Origin of the sequence: Herbaspirillum sp. SJZ107 (genome assembly GCF_006715485.1) — a bacterium.
GTDB lineage: Bacteria > Pseudomonadota > Gammaproteobacteria > Burkholderiales > Burkholderiaceae_D > Telluria.
In genome coordinates this window covers 1-16,249 of record NZ_VFNH01000002.1, presented here as the reverse complement: position 1 = coordinate 16,249, position 16,249 = coordinate 1, and the positions used below count along the sequence as shown (strand labels likewise).

Annotated in this window: 11 protein-coding genes; 5 read left to right on the top strand and 6 right to left on the bottom strand. The window is 65.4% G+C overall.

Annotated elements, in window-relative coordinates; translation table 11 throughout:
• Positions 1 to 23: 23 nt before the first annotated feature.
• The gene (locus tag FBX97_RS09810) at positions 24 to 461 is read left to right on the top strand and encodes an acyl-CoA thioesterase (RefSeq protein WP_141831114.1); all 438 of its coding nucleotides are present in this window, start codon (positions 24 to 26) and stop codon (positions 459 to 461) included.
• A 9-nt stretch (positions 462 to 470) separates the two neighbouring features.
• Positions 471 to 2,045 (top strand): alkaline phosphatase, encoded by a 1,575-nt coding sequence (locus tag FBX97_RS09805; protein ID WP_141834257.1) that lies wholly within the window; start codon positions 471 to 473, stop codon positions 2,043 to 2,045.
• A gap of 69 nt (positions 2,046 to 2,114) precedes the next feature.
• On the opposite strand, the gene FBX97_RS09800 is transcribed toward FBX97_RS09805, so the two are convergent.
• The 4 genes from FBX97_RS09800 to FBX97_RS09785 form a co-directional block, all read right to left on the bottom strand.
• Positions 2,115 to 3,794, bottom strand: coding sequence for a long-chain-fatty-acid--CoA ligase (locus tag FBX97_RS09800; protein ID WP_141831112.1), 1,680 nt, complete (start codon positions 3,792 to 3,794; stop codon positions 2,115 to 2,117).
• A 176-nt stretch (positions 3,795 to 3,970) separates the two neighbouring features.
• Entirely contained in the window at positions 3,971 to 5,650 is a 1,680-nt protein-coding gene (locus tag FBX97_RS09795) for a long-chain fatty acid--CoA ligase (protein ID WP_141831110.1), read from the bottom strand.
• Between the two features lie 131 nt (positions 5,651 to 5,781).
• A complete protein-coding gene (locus FBX97_RS09790) occupies positions 5,782 to 6,924 on the bottom strand; it encodes an aminopeptidase (protein ID WP_141831108.1) in 1,143 nt (380 codons plus the stop codon).
• Between the two features lie 24 nt (positions 6,925 to 6,948).
• Complete coding sequence (locus tag FBX97_RS09785) at positions 6,949 to 9,030, bottom strand: molybdopterin-dependent oxidoreductase (protein ID WP_141831106.1); 2,082 nt, start codon at positions 9,028 to 9,030, stop codon at positions 6,949 to 6,951.
• Positions 9,031 to 9,174: 144 nt separating this feature from the next.
• Here FBX97_RS09785 and FBX97_RS09780 point away from each other — a divergent pair, with 144 nt between their 5' ends.
• A complete protein-coding gene (locus tag FBX97_RS09780) occupies positions 9,175 to 10,377 on the top strand; it encodes a M20 aminoacylase family protein (protein ID WP_141831104.1) in 1,203 nt (400 codons plus the stop codon).
• Here the strand turns inward: FBX97_RS09780 and FBX97_RS09775 are convergent.
• Positions 10,326 to 11,264 (bottom strand): NAD(P)-dependent oxidoreductase, encoded by a 939-nt coding sequence (locus tag FBX97_RS09775; RefSeq protein WP_141831102.1) that lies wholly within the window; start codon positions 11,262 to 11,264, stop codon positions 10,326 to 10,328. The genes FBX97_RS09780 and FBX97_RS09775 overlap by 52 nt on opposite strands.
• 168 nt (positions 11,265 to 11,432) lie before the next feature.
• On the opposite strand from FBX97_RS09775, the gene FBX97_RS09770 reads away from it, so the two are divergent.
• Complete coding sequence (locus tag FBX97_RS09770) at positions 11,433 to 11,972, top strand: acyloxyacyl hydrolase (protein ID WP_255517405.1); 540 nt, start codon at positions 11,433 to 11,435, stop codon at positions 11,970 to 11,972.
• Between the two features lie 154 nt (positions 11,973 to 12,126).
• On the top strand, positions 12,127 to 13,572 hold the full coding sequence (locus FBX97_RS09765; RefSeq protein ID WP_141831098.1) for a DHA2 family efflux MFS transporter permease subunit: 1,446 nt from the start codon (positions 12,127 to 12,129) through the stop codon (positions 13,570 to 13,572).
• Positions 13,573 to 13,575: 3 nt separating this feature from the next.
• Here FBX97_RS09765 and FBX97_RS09760 read toward each other — a convergent pair whose 3' ends face one another.
• Positions 13,576 to 15,963: a penicillin acylase family protein gene (locus tag FBX97_RS09760; RefSeq protein WP_141831096.1), complete on the bottom strand. Its 2,388-nt coding sequence runs from the start codon at positions 15,961 to 15,963 to the stop codon at positions 13,576 to 13,578.
• Positions 15,964 to 16,249: the final 286 nt, after the last annotated feature.

The following is a 16,249-nucleotide window of genomic DNA, read 5'->3' as shown; positions in this document are numbered from 1 at the left end:
TAGCCTTTTACAGAGAATTCAAGATGACCCAGCCAGAAAACCAGACCCCGTCCACGCTGCGCCTGCCTGAAGGAAAAATGCCGGTGCTGCGGATGATGCCCTCCCCGTCCGACGCCAACGTGTATGGCGACGTGTTCGGCGGCTGGATCATGGCCCAGGTCGACGTTGCCGGTTCGCTGCCGGCGGTGCGCCGCGCCAATGGCCGCGTGGCCACCATCGCCGTCAATTCCTTCCTGTTCAAGAATCCGGTGTTCGTGGGCGACCTGCTCTCCTTTTATGCCGACATCACCAAGGTCGGCAACACCTCGATCACTGTGTACGTCGAAGTCTACGCCGAACGCAACCGCCTGCAGACCCACGTCGTGAAAGTGACGGAAGCGACGCTGACCTATGTCGCCACCGGCCCGGACCGCAAGCCGCGCCAGCTGCCGCCGCTCGACTCCCTGATGATCGAGCCGTAAGCGTTGCCTGTGCAGCCGGCGCGCCGCCTGTTCCTGCTCGATGCGGCGCGTCTCGCGGCCGCCGCATCGGCATCCTCCATCGTCCATGCGGCGCCGCCCAATGGCGCCGGCTACCCGTTCGCGCTCGGCGTCGCTTCCGGCGCCCCGCTGCCCGATTCGGTCGTGCTGTGGACCCGCATCCTCCCCGATCCGCTGAACGCCGCCACCAGCCCCAGGCTGGCGGTGGCGCTGCGCTGGGAAGTCGCGCACGACGAGGCGTTTCGCAAGATCGCGGCCAGAGGCACGGCGGTCGCCACGCCGGAACTCGCGCACAGCGTGCGCGTGAACGTGACCGGCCTGCAGCCGGCGCGCTGGTACTGGTACCGCTTCATGCTGGGCGACGCCGTCAGCCCGGTCGGCCGTACCCGCACCGCCCCTGCCGCGGGCGCGATGCCGGACCTGCTCAAGCTGGCGGTGGCCTCGTGCCAGCACTGGGAATTCGGCAGCTATGCGGCGCACCGCCACATCGCGGCGGCGGCGCCCGACCTGGTGGCCTTCCTCGGCGACTATATCTATGAATGGGGTCCGTACCGGCTGCAGCATCCGCAGCGCCAGGTGAGGAGCGACGAATCGTTCACGCTGGACGACTACCGCCGCCGCTACGCCCAATACAAATCCGATCCGGACCTGCAGGCCGCGCACCTCGTGGCGCCGTGGATCGTGACCTGGGACGATCACGAAGTCGCCAACGATTACGCGGCCGGGCGCGACGAGCGTTTATCGCCCACCTTCGCCGCGCGCCGCGCCGCGGCCTACCAGGCCTTCTACGAACACATGCCGCTGCGCCTGCCGCCGCCGAAGAGCTTCGCCAGCGTGCGCATGTTCCAGCGCTACGACTGGGGCCGGCTGGCGCGCTTCCACGTGCTGGACGACCGCCAGTACCGCGCCGTGCAGGTATGCCCGCGTCCGAACGCCGGCGGTTCCTCGTCGGTCAGCGCGCGCGCCTGCCCGTCGCTGCTCGATCCGCGCCGCAGCATGCTGGGCGGCGAGCAGGAAGCCTGGCTCGAGGCCGGGCTGCGGGCGTCGAAGGCGCGCTGGAACATCCTGGCCCAGCAGACGCTGATGGCGCAATCGAGCCAGGTGCCGGCGACGGGGCCGGACGGCGGCCGCTTCTGGACCGACGGCTGGGACGGTTACCCGGCGGCGCGGCGGCGCCTGCTCGATACCCTGGCCACAACCCGCGCCGCCAATCCGCTGGTGCTGGGCGGCGACGTGCACACCTTTTATGCGAGCGAGCTGCGGCGCGACTTCGGCCGGCCGGTGTCGAAGGCGAATCTGCTGGTGGCCACCGAATTCGTCGGCACCTCGGTGACGTCGAGTTCGCGGCCGCAGGAGCGTACCGCGCAGCAGGTGGCGCTCAATCCGCACATCAAGTATGGGCGCAGCGACCGGCGCGGCTACATGCTGCTGGAGGTGACGCCGAAGGAGACCCGGACCCGGTTCATGGGGCTGGATGAGGTCCGGGATGCGCGCACTGGGCAGCGGGCGTTGGCGGGGTTCAGGGTGGTGGATGGGAAGGTGGGCGTCGAAGTAACGTCGATGTAGGCCCGTATCCTTGGCACGTCGCCCCTGCGGAGGCAGGGGCGACGTGCTGGAGCTGACACGTAAAACAAATCAAGCCGTCTGCTTCTCATCCCGCAACTCGCGCCGCAGGATCTTGCCCACATTCGTCTTCGGCAGCGTCTCGCGGAACTCGATGTACTTCGGCCGTTTATAACCGGTCAGCTGCTCCTTGCAGTAAGCCTGCAGCTCGTCCTTGTTCAGCGCTGCATTCTTCTTCACCACGTACAGCTTCACGGCCTCGCCCGAATGCTGGTCGGGCACGCCCACGCAGGCCACTTCGAGCACGCCCGGGTGCGCCATCACGACTTCCTCGACTTCGTTCGGGTAGACGTTGAAGCCGGACACCAGGATCATGTCCTTCTTGCGGTCGACGATGCGGGTGTAGCCCAGTTCGTCCATCACGCCGATGTCGCCGGTCTTGAAAAAGCCGTCCGCGGTCATGACCTTCGCGGTTTCGTCCGGACGCTGCCAGTAGCCGTTCATCACCTGCGGGCCGCGCACCGCGATCTCGCCGCGGGTGCCGAACGGAACTTCCTGGTCGGTCTCGTCGAGGATGCGGATCTCGGTCGAGGGCAGCGGCAAGCCGATGGTACCGGTGAATTCCTTGATGTCGCAGCGGTTGGCGGTGACCACCGGCGAAGTCTCGGACAAGCCGTAGCCTTCGACGATCGGGATGCCGGTCACGGCCAGCCACTTGTCGGCCACCGGCTTCTGCACCGCCATGCCGCCGCCCGGGCAGACCAGCAGGCCGGAGAAGTCCAGCTTCGCGAAGTCCGGGTTGTTCAGCAGGCCGTTGTACAGCGTGTTCACGGCCGGGAAGATGTTGATGCGGTAGCCACCCAGCTCCTTGATGAAGCCCTTGATGTCGCGCGGGTTCGGGATCAGGAGGTTCATGCCGCCCACGCGCAGGCCCAGCAGCGCGCACACCGTCAGCGCATAGATGTGGTACAGCGGCAGCGCGCACACGAACTGCGGCTGCTGGCCGGCCGGGATCTTGCCCAGGGTCGGGCCGAACCAGGCTTCGTTCTGCAGCACGTTGGCGATCACCTGCTTGTGGGTCAGTACCGCACCCTTGGAGACGCCGGTGGTGCCGCCGGTGTACTGCAAAAAGGCGACGTCGTCGCGGCCGACATTCACCGGCTTGAGGGTCAGGCCCGCGCCTTGGTCCAGCATGCGCCTGAAGTACACCGCGCCCGGCAGCGACCACGCCGGCACCATCTTCTTGACGCTGCGGACCACGAAGTTGACCAGCAAGCCTTTCATGCCCAGCAGGTCGCCCATGCTGGCCACCACCACGTGCTTGACGCGGGTGTGGCCGACGACTTCGGCCGCCGTGTGGGCGAAGTTCTCCAGCACCACAAGCGCTTCGGCGCCCGAGTCGGTCAGCTGGTGCTGCAGTTCGCGCGCGGTGTACAGCGGGTTGACGTTGACGATGGTGTAGCCGGCGCGCAGCACGGCCGCCATCGCCACCGGATACTGCAGCACGTTGGGCAGCATGATCGCCACGCGCGCGCCCGGCTGCAGTCCGCGGCTCTGCAGCCAGGCCGCCATGCGGGCGGACAGGCGATCGAGTTCGGCAAACGTCATGGACTTGCCCATGCAGGCATAGGCCTTGCGGTCGGCATACTTTTGGAAGGCTTCTTCCAGCAGGTGCGTGAGGGAGCGGTATTGCGTCCAGTCGATCTCCTGGGGCACGTTCGCCTCGTACGACTTCAGCCAGAATTTGTCCATTGTTTGCCTCGTTTCTTGTTTATTCAGTATCCAGGCGCATTACAGCGCCAAACAAACGTCGTCCCTGCGAAGGCAGGGACCCAATTTTGCTGGCGTACCGACAACGCTGGCAGAACTTGGGTCCCTGCCTTCGCAGGGACGACGCCTTGATGCTAACGACGATTTTTAAACCACCTTCACGCCGCCTGCTTCTCTTCGCGCAGCGCGCGCCGCAGGATCTTGCCGACGTTGGTCTTCGGCAGTTCGTCGCGGAATTCGATGTACTTCGGTTTCTTGTAGCCGGTGAACTCCTGCTTGCAGTAGTCCATCAGCTGTTCGGCGTCCAGCGCCGGGTCCTTGCGCACCACGAACACCTTGACCGCCTCGCCGGAATGTTCGTCCGGCACGCCGACCACGGCGCATTCCAGCACGCCCGGGTGCGCCATGATCACTTCTTCCAGCTCGTTCGGGTAGACGTTGAAGCCCGACACCAGGATCATGTCCTTCTTGCGGTCGACGATCTTCACATACCCGTTGTCGTCCATGATGCCGATGTCGCCCGAACGGAAATAACCGTCGGCCGTCATCACCTTGGCCGTCTCGTCCGGCCGGTTCCAGTAGCCGCTCATGACCTGCGGGCCGCGGATCGCGATCTCGCCGATGCTCCCCAGCGGCAGCGCCCGGCCGTCGTCGTCGACGATGGCGATCTCGGTCGACGGCACCGGCAGGCCGATGGTGCCGGTGAAGCCGGCCGTGTCGCTGCGGTTGCAGGTGGCCACCGGCGCCGTCTCCGACAGGCCGTAGCCCTCGATGATGTTGGTGCCGGTGAGGGCGTGCCACTTGTCGTTGACCGCCTTCTGCACCGCCATGCCGCCGCCGTTCGCCACCTTCAGGCTGGAGAAGTCCACGTGCCGGAAGTCCGGATGATTCACCAGCGCGTTGTACAGCGTGTTCACGGCCGGCAGCATGTTGACCTTGTACTTCGCCAGCTCCCTGATGAAACCCGGGATGTCGCGCGGGTTCGGGATCAGGATGTTCAGCGCCCCAACCCGCATGCCCAGCAGCGCGCAGGCGGTCAGCGCGAAGATGTGGTACAGCGGCAGCGCACACACGATGGTCGGGAAATCGACCACCGGCGGCTGGCTCATCGACGGATTCAGCCAGGCTTCCGACTGCAGCACGTTGGCGATCACGTTGCGGTGGGTGAGCGTCGCGCCCTTCGACACGCCGGTGGTGCCGCCGGTGTACTGCAAGAAGGCGACGTCCGAGGCAGCGATCTGCGGCGCCGTGAACGGCATCCGCCGCCCCTGGATCAGCGCGTCCCTGAAACGCACCATGTGCGGAATCGAGAACTCCGGCACCATCTTCTTGACCGAGCGGACCACGAAATTCACCAGCAGGCCCTTGGCGCCCAGCAGCTCGCCCATGCTGGCCACGACCACGTGGCGCACCGGCGTCTTGCCCAGCACCTGCTGCACCGTGTGCGCGAAGTTCTCGAGCACGATGATGGCTTCGCTGCCGGAATCCTTCAGCTGGTGCTCGAGCTCGCGCGGCGTGTACAGCGGATTGACGTTCACCACCGTGTAGCCGGCGCGCAGGATCGCCGCCAGCGCCACCGGGTACTGCAGCACGTTCGGCATCATGACCGCCACCCGCGCGCCCTTCTGCAGCCCGCGGCTTTGCAGCCAGGCCGCCAGTCGCTTCGACATGGCGTCCAGCTCGCCATAAGTCATGAACTTGTCCATGCAGACGAAGGCATTGTTGGCCGCGTACTTCCGGAACGATTCTTCGAGCAGCTGCACCAAGGATCCGTATTGGTCGGGATCGATATCCGCGGGCACGCCGGGAGGGTACGACTTGAGCCAAATCTTGTCCATCAATGCCTCGTCTCCGTCTCTATTTTATGAGCCGCCCAAAAAAACGCACGGTCGTTCTCTATTGATAAATATGATGCTATCGGGCAGCGCGCCCGATAGCAAGCATTTTTATAGCAATTGGAACACAGCGTCTAGTGAGAAGGGGTGGCGGCGGGCGATGTGGGGGCATCGCTGCGCTGCACCATCAGCGGCGTGGCCGGCAGTTGCGGCGCCAGCGCCTTGAGGATGCGGTGGCGTTCCTTGCGGTCCAGCTCGGCCAGGCGCTTGACCGACTTGTAGAAGTTCGGGAAGCTGCGGTCGCGCTTGAGCATGGTGCGGAAAGCCGGCACGAAGTCCTCGTAGGTGGCGATCGAGGCCAGGTGGGCGTTCGACAGCGGCTGCTCGAAGAAGCGGTCGTAGCCGGCATAGCCGCCCCAGCTGCCTTTCAGGACCTGGTACTCGTCCTTCAGGCCCTGGAACAGGCGCGCCTTGACCACGCGCTTCTCGGCATCGCTGCGGTCGACGATGGCGTAGTTCTGCTCGAGCGCCTTACGGTACTTCAGCAGCAGCGCCAGGAAATCGTGCTTGCGGCTTTTATAGCGCGCATAGCCGTCGCGCATGGCCTGATTGCCGAAGCGCTCCATCCAGCGCTCGACGCCCACCTCTTCCACCGTGCTGGCGAAGGATTCGTTGAACTGGGAATCGCCCGGCACGTAGACCACCTGGTGCGCCAGCTCGTGGAAGATCATGCGCGCCAGCTCGGCATCCGGGTAGTTGATGAAGGTCGAGATCAGCGGGTCGCTGAACCAGCCGAGCGTCGAATACGCGGGCACGCCGCCGACTTCGACGTCGTTGCCTTCGGCCTTCAGCTCCCTGGCATAGGCGGTGGCCGCATCCTTGCTGTAATAGCCGCGGTAATTCACGCAGCCGGCCACCGGGAAGCACCACTCCAGTGGTTTCAGCGACAGCTCGGGCGTGGCGACCACGTTCCACAGCACGTATTGGCGCTTGAGGGCGGCGTAGTTCTTGTAGCTGTTGTTATCGGGTAAAGCCATTTCGCTAACAGCGAAGCGGCGGATCTGGCGCGCCGTCTCGAGGCGGAGGCGCAGTTTGGAACTGGTGCCGGGGTCGGCGATCCAGTCGTCGATCGGACGGGCGTCCGACAGGAGTTCAAGCTGGCCCTGCGCCGCCTGTCCGTAGTAATTCAGCGTCGAGCAGCTGGCCAGCAGTCCCGCCGCCGTGCCGGCAAGCAGCACGGGGCGCAACCACGGGGTGATTCGCGATAAAAATGTCATGTCTCAGGGTCATGGTGCGCGGGTTCATGGTTCGACCTTTTCGACCTGCACCAGGGTGTCGTAAAAGGTGGGCGCCCGGCCCATGTCGGTCAGGCGCTGGCTGGTCACTTCGTTGGCGTTCTTGCCGTCGCTGGCGAGCTTTTTCCACCAGATCGACAGGCCGACCACCAGGCCGGCCCGTGCTTTCGGGGTGACGCGGGCACGCGCGACGAACGAGCCCCGGTCATTGAAGATGCGCACCATCTCCTTGTCGGCGATGCGGCGCACGGCAGCGTCGTCGGGATGGATGTCCAGGTGCGGTTCACCCTCGGTGGCGCGCAGGCTCTGAACATTGACAAAGGTCGAGTTGAGGAAGTTCCTGGCCGGCGGCGAAATCATCGCCAATGGGTATTTCGCCGCCAGTTCGGGGTTGGATGCCACCGATTCGTAGTTCGGAATATAGCTTGGGACCGGATCGAGGCCGTCGGCCAGCATCGAGCTCGAGTAAAACTCGCACTTGCCGGACGGCGTAGGGAAGCCGCCGTCGGCGAACGGCGCGGCCGGCATGTTCAGCTTGCTCCACCCGGTACGCTTGAGCGACTCCCAGTCGAAGTGGACGGCGCGCGCATCCTTGTTGTTGAAGGCCGTGGCCGCCATCTCGTCGTCGCTTTCCTGGAAGGCCGCATCGGTAAAGCCCATGCGGCTGGCCAGCAGGCGGAAGATCTCGGTGTTCGGTTTCGATTCGCCCAGCGGCGCGATCGCCGCATTGTTGGCCATCATGTACAGGTGGCCGTAGGCCAGGTGGGCGTCGACGTGTTCCAGCTGGGTGGTGGCCGGCAGCACGATGTCGGCGTAGTCGGCGCTGTCGGTCAGGAAGTGCTCCAGCACCACCGTGAACAGGTCTTCGCGTTCGAAGCCGCGCTGCACCTTGGCCGAATCGGGTGCGATCGCCACCGGGTTGGCGTTGTAGACGATGACGGCTTCGATCTTCGGGCCGAAGCCGGGCGAGCTTTCCCTCAGCAGGTCGTCGCCGATGGTGTTCATGTTGATCGTGCGCGGCCGCGGTCCCTGCAGCAGGTCCGGACGCTGCAGCGCCGCGCGGTTGGCCGGGAACGAGCCCGAGGTCGACAGCTGGGCGCCGCCGGCCGCGTGGCGCCAGGCGCCCACCAGCGCCGGCAGGCAGGTGATGTTACGCACCGCCATGCCGCCGCCGCGCACCCGCTGCACGCCGTAGTTCAGGCGGATCGCCACCGGCTCGCCGCGCATCGCGGTGCCGCCGTATTCGCGCGCCAGGTTGACCACTTCCTCGACGCTGATGCCGCAGGTCTCGGCGGTGCGTTCCGGGTTCCATTCGGCGGCCCGCTCCTTCAGCTGCTCGAAGCCGACCGTGTGCTGCGCGATGTAGTCGTGGTCGAGCAGGTTTTCCTTGATGAGCACGTGCATCAGCCCCAGCGCCAGCGCGGCATCGGTGCCCGGCATCAGGGCGATGTGCTGATGGCATTTTTCGGCCGTCAGCGAGCGGTAGGGATCGATCGCGATCAGCTTGGCGCCGCGCCGCTTGGCTTCCTGCACGCGCATCCAGAAGTGCAGGTTGGAGGCGATCGGATTGCCGCCCCAGATGACGATCAGCCTGGCGTCCTGGAACTGTTCGATGTCGGTGCCGATCGAACCGCCGATGGTGTATTTGTAGCCCGTGAAGCCGGCGGTCGCGCACACGGTGCGGTCCAGGAAGGAGGCACCCAGCTTGTGGAAGAAGCGCATCGCCATCGCCTCGCCCTGCAGCAGGCCCATGGTGCCGCAATAGCTGTAGGGCAGGATCGCCTGCGGATCGCGTGCGGCGATCGGTTTCAGGCGAGAGGCGATCTCGTCCAGTGCCTGGTCCCAGCTGATCGGCTCAAAACGGCCCTCTCCCTTCTTGCCGACGCGGCGCAGTGGGGTCAGGATGCGGTCCGGATGATAGGTGCGGTCGATGTAGCGCGACACCTTGGTGCACAGCACGCCGGCGGTGGTCGGATGGTCCGGATCGCCCTTGATCTCCGTCGCCACGCCATTTTCCACGGTCACGTGGATGGCGCAGGTATCGGGACAATCATGGGGGCAGGTGGCCCTGACAAGGGTCTTGGTCATCGAATCAATCCGGGAAAAAACGTCGAGAATCCAGTACTTTAAACGATTCCGGCAGTGCTTGTACGGGTGCTGGCCTTCGGCGTTCGGGTCGGGCTAAAATAGGCTCGACCATGTATTGCCAGGCAGGCACCTAGGGAGAAGAATATGAGACTTGTCGAACCTATCCTCGCTTTTCAAACCGAGCTCGAAACGATCCGGCGCGACATCCACGCCCACCCCGAGCTCTCCTACGAAGAACAGCGCACCGCCGACGTGGTCGCGCAGTGCCTGACCGACTGGGGCATCCCGGTCGTGCACGGCCTCGGCGTGACCGGCGTGGTCGGCATCGTCAAGAGCGGCACCTCCGACCGTGCGATCGGCCTGCGCGCCGACATGGATGCGCTGCCGATGCAGGAGCTCAACACATTTGAGCATGCGTCGCGCCACGCGGGCAAGATGCATGCATGCGGCCACGACGGCCATACGGCCATGTTGTTGGGCGCAGCCCACTATCTGTCGCAGAACCGCAACTTCGACGGCACCGTGTACCTGATCTTCCAGCCGGCCGAGGAAGGTGGCGCCGGCGCCCGCCGCATGATCGAGGATGGGCTGTTCGACAAGTTCCCGATGGACGCGGTGTACGGCATGCACAACTGGCCGGGCATCAAGGCCGGCACCTTCGCCGTGGTGCCGGGGCCGATGATGGCCTCCAGTAACGAGTTCCGCGTGGTCGTGAAGGGTAAAGGCGCACACGCGGCCCAGCCGCACCGCGGCATCGACCCGGTGATGGTGGCGGTGCAGATCGCGCAAGCCTGGCAGACCATCATCTCGCGCGAAAAGAACCCGCTCGACACGGCGGTGCTGTCGATCACCCAGATCCACGCCGGCAGCGCCACCAACGTGATCCCCGACGAGGCCGTGCTCATCGGCACCGTGCGTACCTTCTCGACCGGCGTGCTGGACCTGATCGAGCGCCGCATGAACGAGATCGCGGGCGGCGTCGCCGCCGGTTTCGGCGCCGCCGTCGACTTCACCTTCAAGCGCAACTACCCGCCGCTGGTCAACGATGCCGAAAAAACCGCGTTCGCGATCGAGGCGATGCGCGCGGTGGTGGGGCCGGACAACGTCAACGCCGATGTCGAACCGACCATGGGGGCCGAGGATTTCGCCTTCATGCTGCAAGCCAAGCCGGGCTGCTATGTCTTCATCGGCAATGGCGAAGGCGAGCACCGCCTGGGCGGGCACGGGCTCGGGCCTTGCCAGCTGCACAATGGCAGTTATGACTTCAATGACCAGCTGCTGCCGATCGGGGCGAGTTATTGGGTGCGCTTGGTGGAGATGGGGTTGGCGTCGGGATCAGGCAACTGATCGGCACCGTTTCCCAAGCGCTTCCCCGGATTCATCCGCTCCAGCGCAATCAGCGCCGCCGCGTGATCGGCCCCCGCCAGTGCGGTCTCGATCGTCTCGTACTGCCGCGTCACCAGATCGGTGAGCGGCAGCCTCACCCCGGCCGCCGCGGCCGCCGCCAGCACGTTGCGCTGGTCCTTGATCTGGGTGCTCACCTTCCCGCCCGGCACGAAATTCCGCTCCAGCATGCGCTGGCCATGCACCTCCAGCACGCGGCTGCCGGCAAAGCCGCCGCGGATCGCTTCGCGCACGGCGCCGGCATCGGCGCCGGCCGCCTCGGCCAGCAGCAGCGCCTCGGCCACGATATTGATGGTGGCGCCGACGATCAGCTGGTTGCACATTTTCGCCACCTGGCCGCTGCCGGCCGGGCCCACGTGGCGCGGCTGGCCCAGCACCTGCAGCACCGGCCCGGCCTGCGCGACATCGTCCGCGGCGCCGCCGGCCATGATCGCCAGGGTGCCCTGCTCCGCGCCCTGCACCCCGCCGGACACCGGCGCATCGACGAAACGGCAGCCGCGTGCCGCCAGCCGGGCGGCAAAGGCGAGCGCCTCGTCCTGGCGCGTCGAACTCATGTCGATCCACAGCGTGCCCGGTGCCAGGTGCGCCAGCGCGGCGTCCAGCACGTGGCCGACCACCGGCCCCGCTTCCAGCATCGAGATCACGATGTGCGCGTCCTGCACGGCGTCGGACAAGCTGGCGCATGGCTGGGCGCCGCCGTCGCGCAGCGCTTCGGCCTTGGCCGGGCTGCGGTTCCAGACGCGCAGCGGATAGCCGGCCTGGGCCAGCCGGGCCGCCATCGGCTTGCCCATCAGGCCGATGCCGAGAAATGTCAGTATCGTGGAAGTCATTACTGTCCTCAGTGGTAAAAACGTCATGTCGATTCTAACAATTGGCGCGTCGACCACGTAAAAATCGCGGCACAGCTAAAATACCGGTATTCGCCGGACTCTCTTTTATTTCCACGGCGCTCATTCATAAAAGGCATACAGAATATGGTTTCTGCTAAAAACATCGTGATGTCCATCGCCGCCGTGGCCGCGCTGGCCGCTTCCCAGGCCAGCTTTGCCGCCGACGAATTCGGCGGCCTGGACTCGGTCGCGATCGAAGCCGGCGGTGGCGAACACGTCCAGGTGGTGCGCTGGTCGGCCCAGAAAAACTGGAACAAGAACTGGTTCGCCCGTGGCGGCTACCACCTGTCCGGCTACTGGGATGCGAACATCGCCTACTGGCGTGCCAACCGCTGGGACGACATCCAGGACAACCGCAAGAACCTGGCCGTGATCGGCGTGACCCCGGTATTCCGTTGGGAAGCCGACGACAAGCGCGGCTTCTACGGCGAAGCCGGCATCGGCGCCAGCGTGTTCTCGAGCGTGTACACCAACACCCACCGCCAGCTGTCGACCGCGTTCGAATTCGCGGACCACATCGGCGCCGGTTACGTGTTCGCGAACAAGTGGGACGTGGGCGTGCGCCTGCAGCATTACTCGAACGGCGGCATCAAGCATCCGAACGGCGGCGTCAACCTGGCGCTGGTGCGCGTGGCGTACAGCTTCTAAGCTTCGATCCGCTCAGTCTGGGCCCCACCTCCGAGGGGCCGAGGCTGCTTGAGCAGGCGTATCTAACGTCGGCCAACCCCGATTCATGTAACAATCTGCTCAGGCGGCGCCTGCCCCGGGCGTCGCGACCGAACGCAGAATTGCGCAGATCCCGATGACCGACACCAGCACCGTCAAACGCTACCTCCCGTGGCTGGTGGCGACTGCCCTGTTCATGGAGCAGCTCGACGCCACCATCCTCAACACCGCCATCCCCAGCATTGCCGCCAGCCTGCAGGTCACCCCGCTGAGCCTGAAATCGGTCGCGACCAGCTATATCCTGAGTCTGGCCGTCGGTATCCCGGTGAGCGGCTGGATGGCCGACCGCTTCGGCACGCGGCGCGTGTTCGCCACCGCCATCGCCGTCTTCACGCTGGCCTCGGTGCTGTGCGGGCTGTCGCTCAACGCCCCGATGATGGTGGCGGCGCGCCTGCTGCAGGGCCTGGGCGGGGCCATGATGATGCCGGTCGGGCGCCTGGCAATCATCCGCACCTTTCCCAAGAACGAGCTGCTGAAGGCAATGAATTTCGTGATCCTGCCGGCGCTGATCGGGCCCCTGCTCGGCCCCACGGTCGGCGGCCTGATCGTGCACTGGCTGTCTTGGCGCGCGATCTTCTTCGTCAACGTGCCGGTCGGCCTGCTGGCGCTGTATTTCGTGCTCAACCACATGCCGGACTACCGCGGCGCCGAGACGCGTCCGCTCGACGTGATCGGCCTGATCCTGTTCAGCTCCGGCACCGCCATCCTGTCCTGGCTGCTCGAAGTGTTCGGTGAACATACGCTGGACGGCATCACGGCCGGCCTGATGCTGGCGCTGTCGGTGGCGCTGCTGGCGGCCTACGTGTGGCATGCCCGGGAAGCGCAATTCCCCCTGCTGCGGCTGTCGCTGTTCAAGGTCCGCACCTTCCGCGCCTCGGTCCTGGGCGGCTTCATCACGCGCATCGGCGTGGGTGGCCTGCCCTTCCTGCTGCCGCTGCTGTACCAGCTCGGCCTGAAGCTGCCGGCGTGGCAATCGGGCCTGCTGATGATGCCGACCGCCGCGGCGGCGATGTGCATGAAACTGGTCGCGCCGAAACTCCTGGCGCGCTTCGGCTACCGTCAGGTGCTGGTCGTGAACACGATCTGCATGGGGATGACGATCGCGCTGTTCTCGCTGGTCGGCGTGGACACGCCCTGGTATGCGATCGCCTGCATCGGCCTGCTGCAGGGCTTCTTCAATTCGCTGCAGTTCTCCAGCATGAACACGCTGGCCTATTCCGACGTCGAGCAGAAGGATTCGAGCATGGCCAGCACCATCGCCAGCTCGTTCCAGCAGCTGTCGATGAGCTTCGGCCTGGCCTCGGGGTCGCTGGTGACGGCCTGGTTCCTGGGGCGGGTGCCGCAGACCAACCAGGTGATGGTGACGCAGGCGCTGCACCACGCCTTCATCACGCTGGCGGTGACGACCATGCTGTCCTCGCTGGTGTTCTGGCGCCTGCGCCGCAGCGACGGCGAGAGCATCAGCAAGGGCAAGACCGCGACCGCGGTGGCGCAGGATCCTGCGCCACTCTCGCAAGCTTGATCGCTACTGCGACAGCGTGATCATCTTGTAGGCCGGGTCGGCCTTGATCTTCTCCTGGGTGAACGGCAGCGCCGGCCATTCCTTGCGCGCATAGACGCCGATCTGGTCGGCATAGTAGGGCGATTTCGGATCGGTCGACTGGCCGTACACCAGCATGCCCTGGGCCTGCGGCCCGTCGGCGTCGAAGGTCACGGTCTGGATATAGCTGGCACCCCAGTACGGGTTGTTGTAGCCAGTCTTGCTGATGTCGGTGTTCCAGCGGATCGAGTTGTAGGCGCCGTCGACGTCGCCCAGGCCGCCGTGCAGCGCCACCCGGACGCCGTTACGGGTATCGGCCTGGTAATCGCCCAGCATGGCGTCGAGCGGAATGCCCAGGCCCTGCAGCTTGGTGGCCGCGGTCTTGATGGCCGCCAGCATGGCCGGCACGGCGGCCGGGGCCACGCCGGCCGGCGTATGCACCGGATCGGCCGCATTGAAGGGTACCGCCCACTTGTTCGGCAGGGTGGTCGCGATATTCCAGAACTCGCGGAACAGCAGCGCGCCGCGGCTGTCGATGTTCGCCTTGCGGTCCCAGCCGCGCAGCACCGAGCACGCCTGCACCACGGTCGCATCCTGGCTCACGGCGCAGGCGGGCAACAGGTCCGGCAGCACCAGTTCGGCCGCGTAGACGCGTTCGGCGAACATCAGCTCCTGCAGGTCGCTCGTCTGCAGGGTCTTGCGCTGGGCGATCCTGTCCTCGAGCTGGATGAAGCCGATGCGGCTGCGCAGGCGCTGCTCGACGCCGACGCGGCCGTACAGCGGCGAATAGCCGAGCGGCGCCGGGCCGGTCATCAGGGCGCGCGTGTTGTTCAGCCAATAGCTGTCGTTGGAATTGCCGACGTAATCGGTGCGGATGGTCCAGGGACCGTTCGCCGGCGAGAAGATGCCGGTCGGCGCATTCGCATCCTGGCCCCAGCCGCAGGCGGCGCGCGAACCGTCGAACATCAGCAGCGCCGGCTGCAGCAGGCAGTTGCTGCCGAACTTCTGGGTGGTCATGTGCGGCACCACGCTGGCGTCGGCGAACAGCACATTGCCGTCGCGGTCGGCCGCAAGGGTATTCACCCAGGGCAGGCCGACGGTCTTGTCGAGCGAGGCTTTGAGGGTCTGCACGCTGGTCGCGCTGCCGATGCCGAGCCATTGTTCGAGCATGCGGGTGTTGTTGCGGTTCGGGTCGGCGAACACGTAGGCGGCAGCCGTACTCCAGGTCAGGCCGGCTTCCGGCTTGACCAGCACCGGGCCCTGCTTGCTGAAGTAGAAGGTCTTGCTGCGCTTGGCCGTGGAGCCATCCGCCTGCAGCACGTCGATCGTCACCGTCTTCGACGTCATCTTGATCTTTTCGCCGTCCACCAGGTAGGTGGTGCCGGTGGCGTCGCCCGGGTCGAGCGGCAGGCGGAAGGTGGTGAAGTGGTTGGCGGCGGTGACGGTGTGGGTCCAGGCCACGTCGCGGTTGAAGCCGATCACGATCGCCGGCATGCCGCCCAGGATCGCACCCATCGCATCGTAGCGGCCAGGGACGGTCAGGTGGGCCTGGTAGAAGCGGTCGGTGCTAGTCCAGGGGAAGTGCGGATTGCCGAGCAGGAGGCCGCGGCCGCTGGTCGACAGGTCCTTGCCGACCGCGAGGCCGTTGCTGCCGAAGCCTTCGTAATGCAGCTTGTCGAGGCGCGCTGCCACGAAGCCCATGTCCGGCTTGCGGTTCGAGCGTGCGGCCAGCCGCACCACGGCGTTCGGATCGCGTGCGCCGGCCACGATTTCCCTGGCGAAGACTTCACCGGACGCGTGCAGCGACTTTTCGGCGAGGACCAGGTACATGTCGTCGACGCTGATCGGACGCACCCACTTGGCGCCGTTGCAGGCGGCGGGGTATTTGCCGGCATATTCGGTGATGTAGCGGTTGTAGCCGGCCACATAGCCTTCGAGGACGTCGCGCGCTTCCTGGCCGCCGGCGGCGTAGCCGGCGCGCAGCTGCTCGAGGTCGACGTAGCCCTTGAAGAAGAAGTCGCTTTCCTGGTTGCTGAGGTCCATGAAGCCGCTGGCGGCGCCGTATTCGTCGCCGGCGCGTGCGGTTGCGTGGGCATCCGGACCGAAGAATTGCGAACGCTCGCCGCGTGCGGTGAGCAGCGAATCGGCGAACATGCAGACGTTGTCCTGGGCATAGGCATAGGCCATGCCGTAGCCGATGCCGCGGAAATTATCGGCGCGCACATGGACGACGCCATGAGTGGTGCGCGTCAGCTCGGCGCTGTACTTGGTGGCCGGGATCGGGGCCGGTGCGTTGTCATTGCTGTCGTGGTGGCAGGCGCTCAGCGTGGCGCTGAGCAGTGCTGCGGTCGCGATCGGGAATAGCTGTCTCATGAAAACCCTTTTTCTTATGGGAATGTGGTGCAAAAGCATTCATCATCGTCATGACGATAGCAGACATCTTGATCTGGATCAGATGTTTTATTGCAAAAACAAACGCACAACAGGGGTTTTCTGTGGGAGAAAAGCAAAAAACCCCACTCAGCTTGCTGAGTGGGGTTTTGCATTACTACTTTTCTACTGCTATTAATTAGCCTGACGATAACCTACTTTCACACTGGTTGCAGCACTATCATCGGCGCAAAGTCGTTTCACGGTCCTGTTCGGGATGGGAAGGGGT

Bases quoted from the DNA above. Each gene is read 5' to 3' on its own strand.
- FBX97_RS09810 (WP_141831114.1), top strand. From the start codon at position 24: ATGACCCAGCCAGAAAACCAGACCCCGTCCACGCTGCGCCTGCCTGAA.
- FBX97_RS09800 (WP_141831112.1), bottom strand. From the start codon at position 3,794: ATGGACAAATTCTGGCTGAAGTCGTACGAGGCGAACGTGCCCCAGGAG.
- FBX97_RS09795 (WP_141831110.1), bottom strand. From the start codon at position 5,650: ATGGACAAGATTTGGCTCAAGTCGTACCCTCCCGGCGTGCCCGCGGAT.
- FBX97_RS09790 (WP_141831108.1), bottom strand. From the start codon at position 6,924: ATGACATTTTTATCGCGAATCACCCCGTGGTTGCGCCCCGTGCTGCTT.
- FBX97_RS09785 (WP_141831106.1), bottom strand. From the start codon at position 9,030: ATGACCAAGACCCTTGTCAGGGCCACCTGCCCCCATGATTGTCCCGAT.
- FBX97_RS09780 (WP_141831104.1), top strand. From the start codon at position 9,175: ATGAGACTTGTCGAACCTATCCTCGCTTTTCAAACCGAGCTCGAAACG.
- FBX97_RS09775 (WP_141831102.1), bottom strand. From the start codon at position 11,264: ATGACTTCCACGATACTGACATTTCTCGGCATCGGCCTGATGGGCAAG.
- FBX97_RS09770 (WP_255517405.1), top strand. From the start codon at position 11,433: ATGTCCATCGCCGCCGTGGCCGCGCTGGCCGCTTCCCAGGCCAGCTTT.
- FBX97_RS09765 (WP_141831098.1), top strand. From the start codon at position 12,127: ATGACCGACACCAGCACCGTCAAACGCTACCTCCCGTGGCTGGTGGCG.
- FBX97_RS09760 (WP_141831096.1), bottom strand. From the start codon at position 15,963: ATGAGACAGCTATTCCCGATCGCGACCGCAGCACTGCTCAGCGCCACG.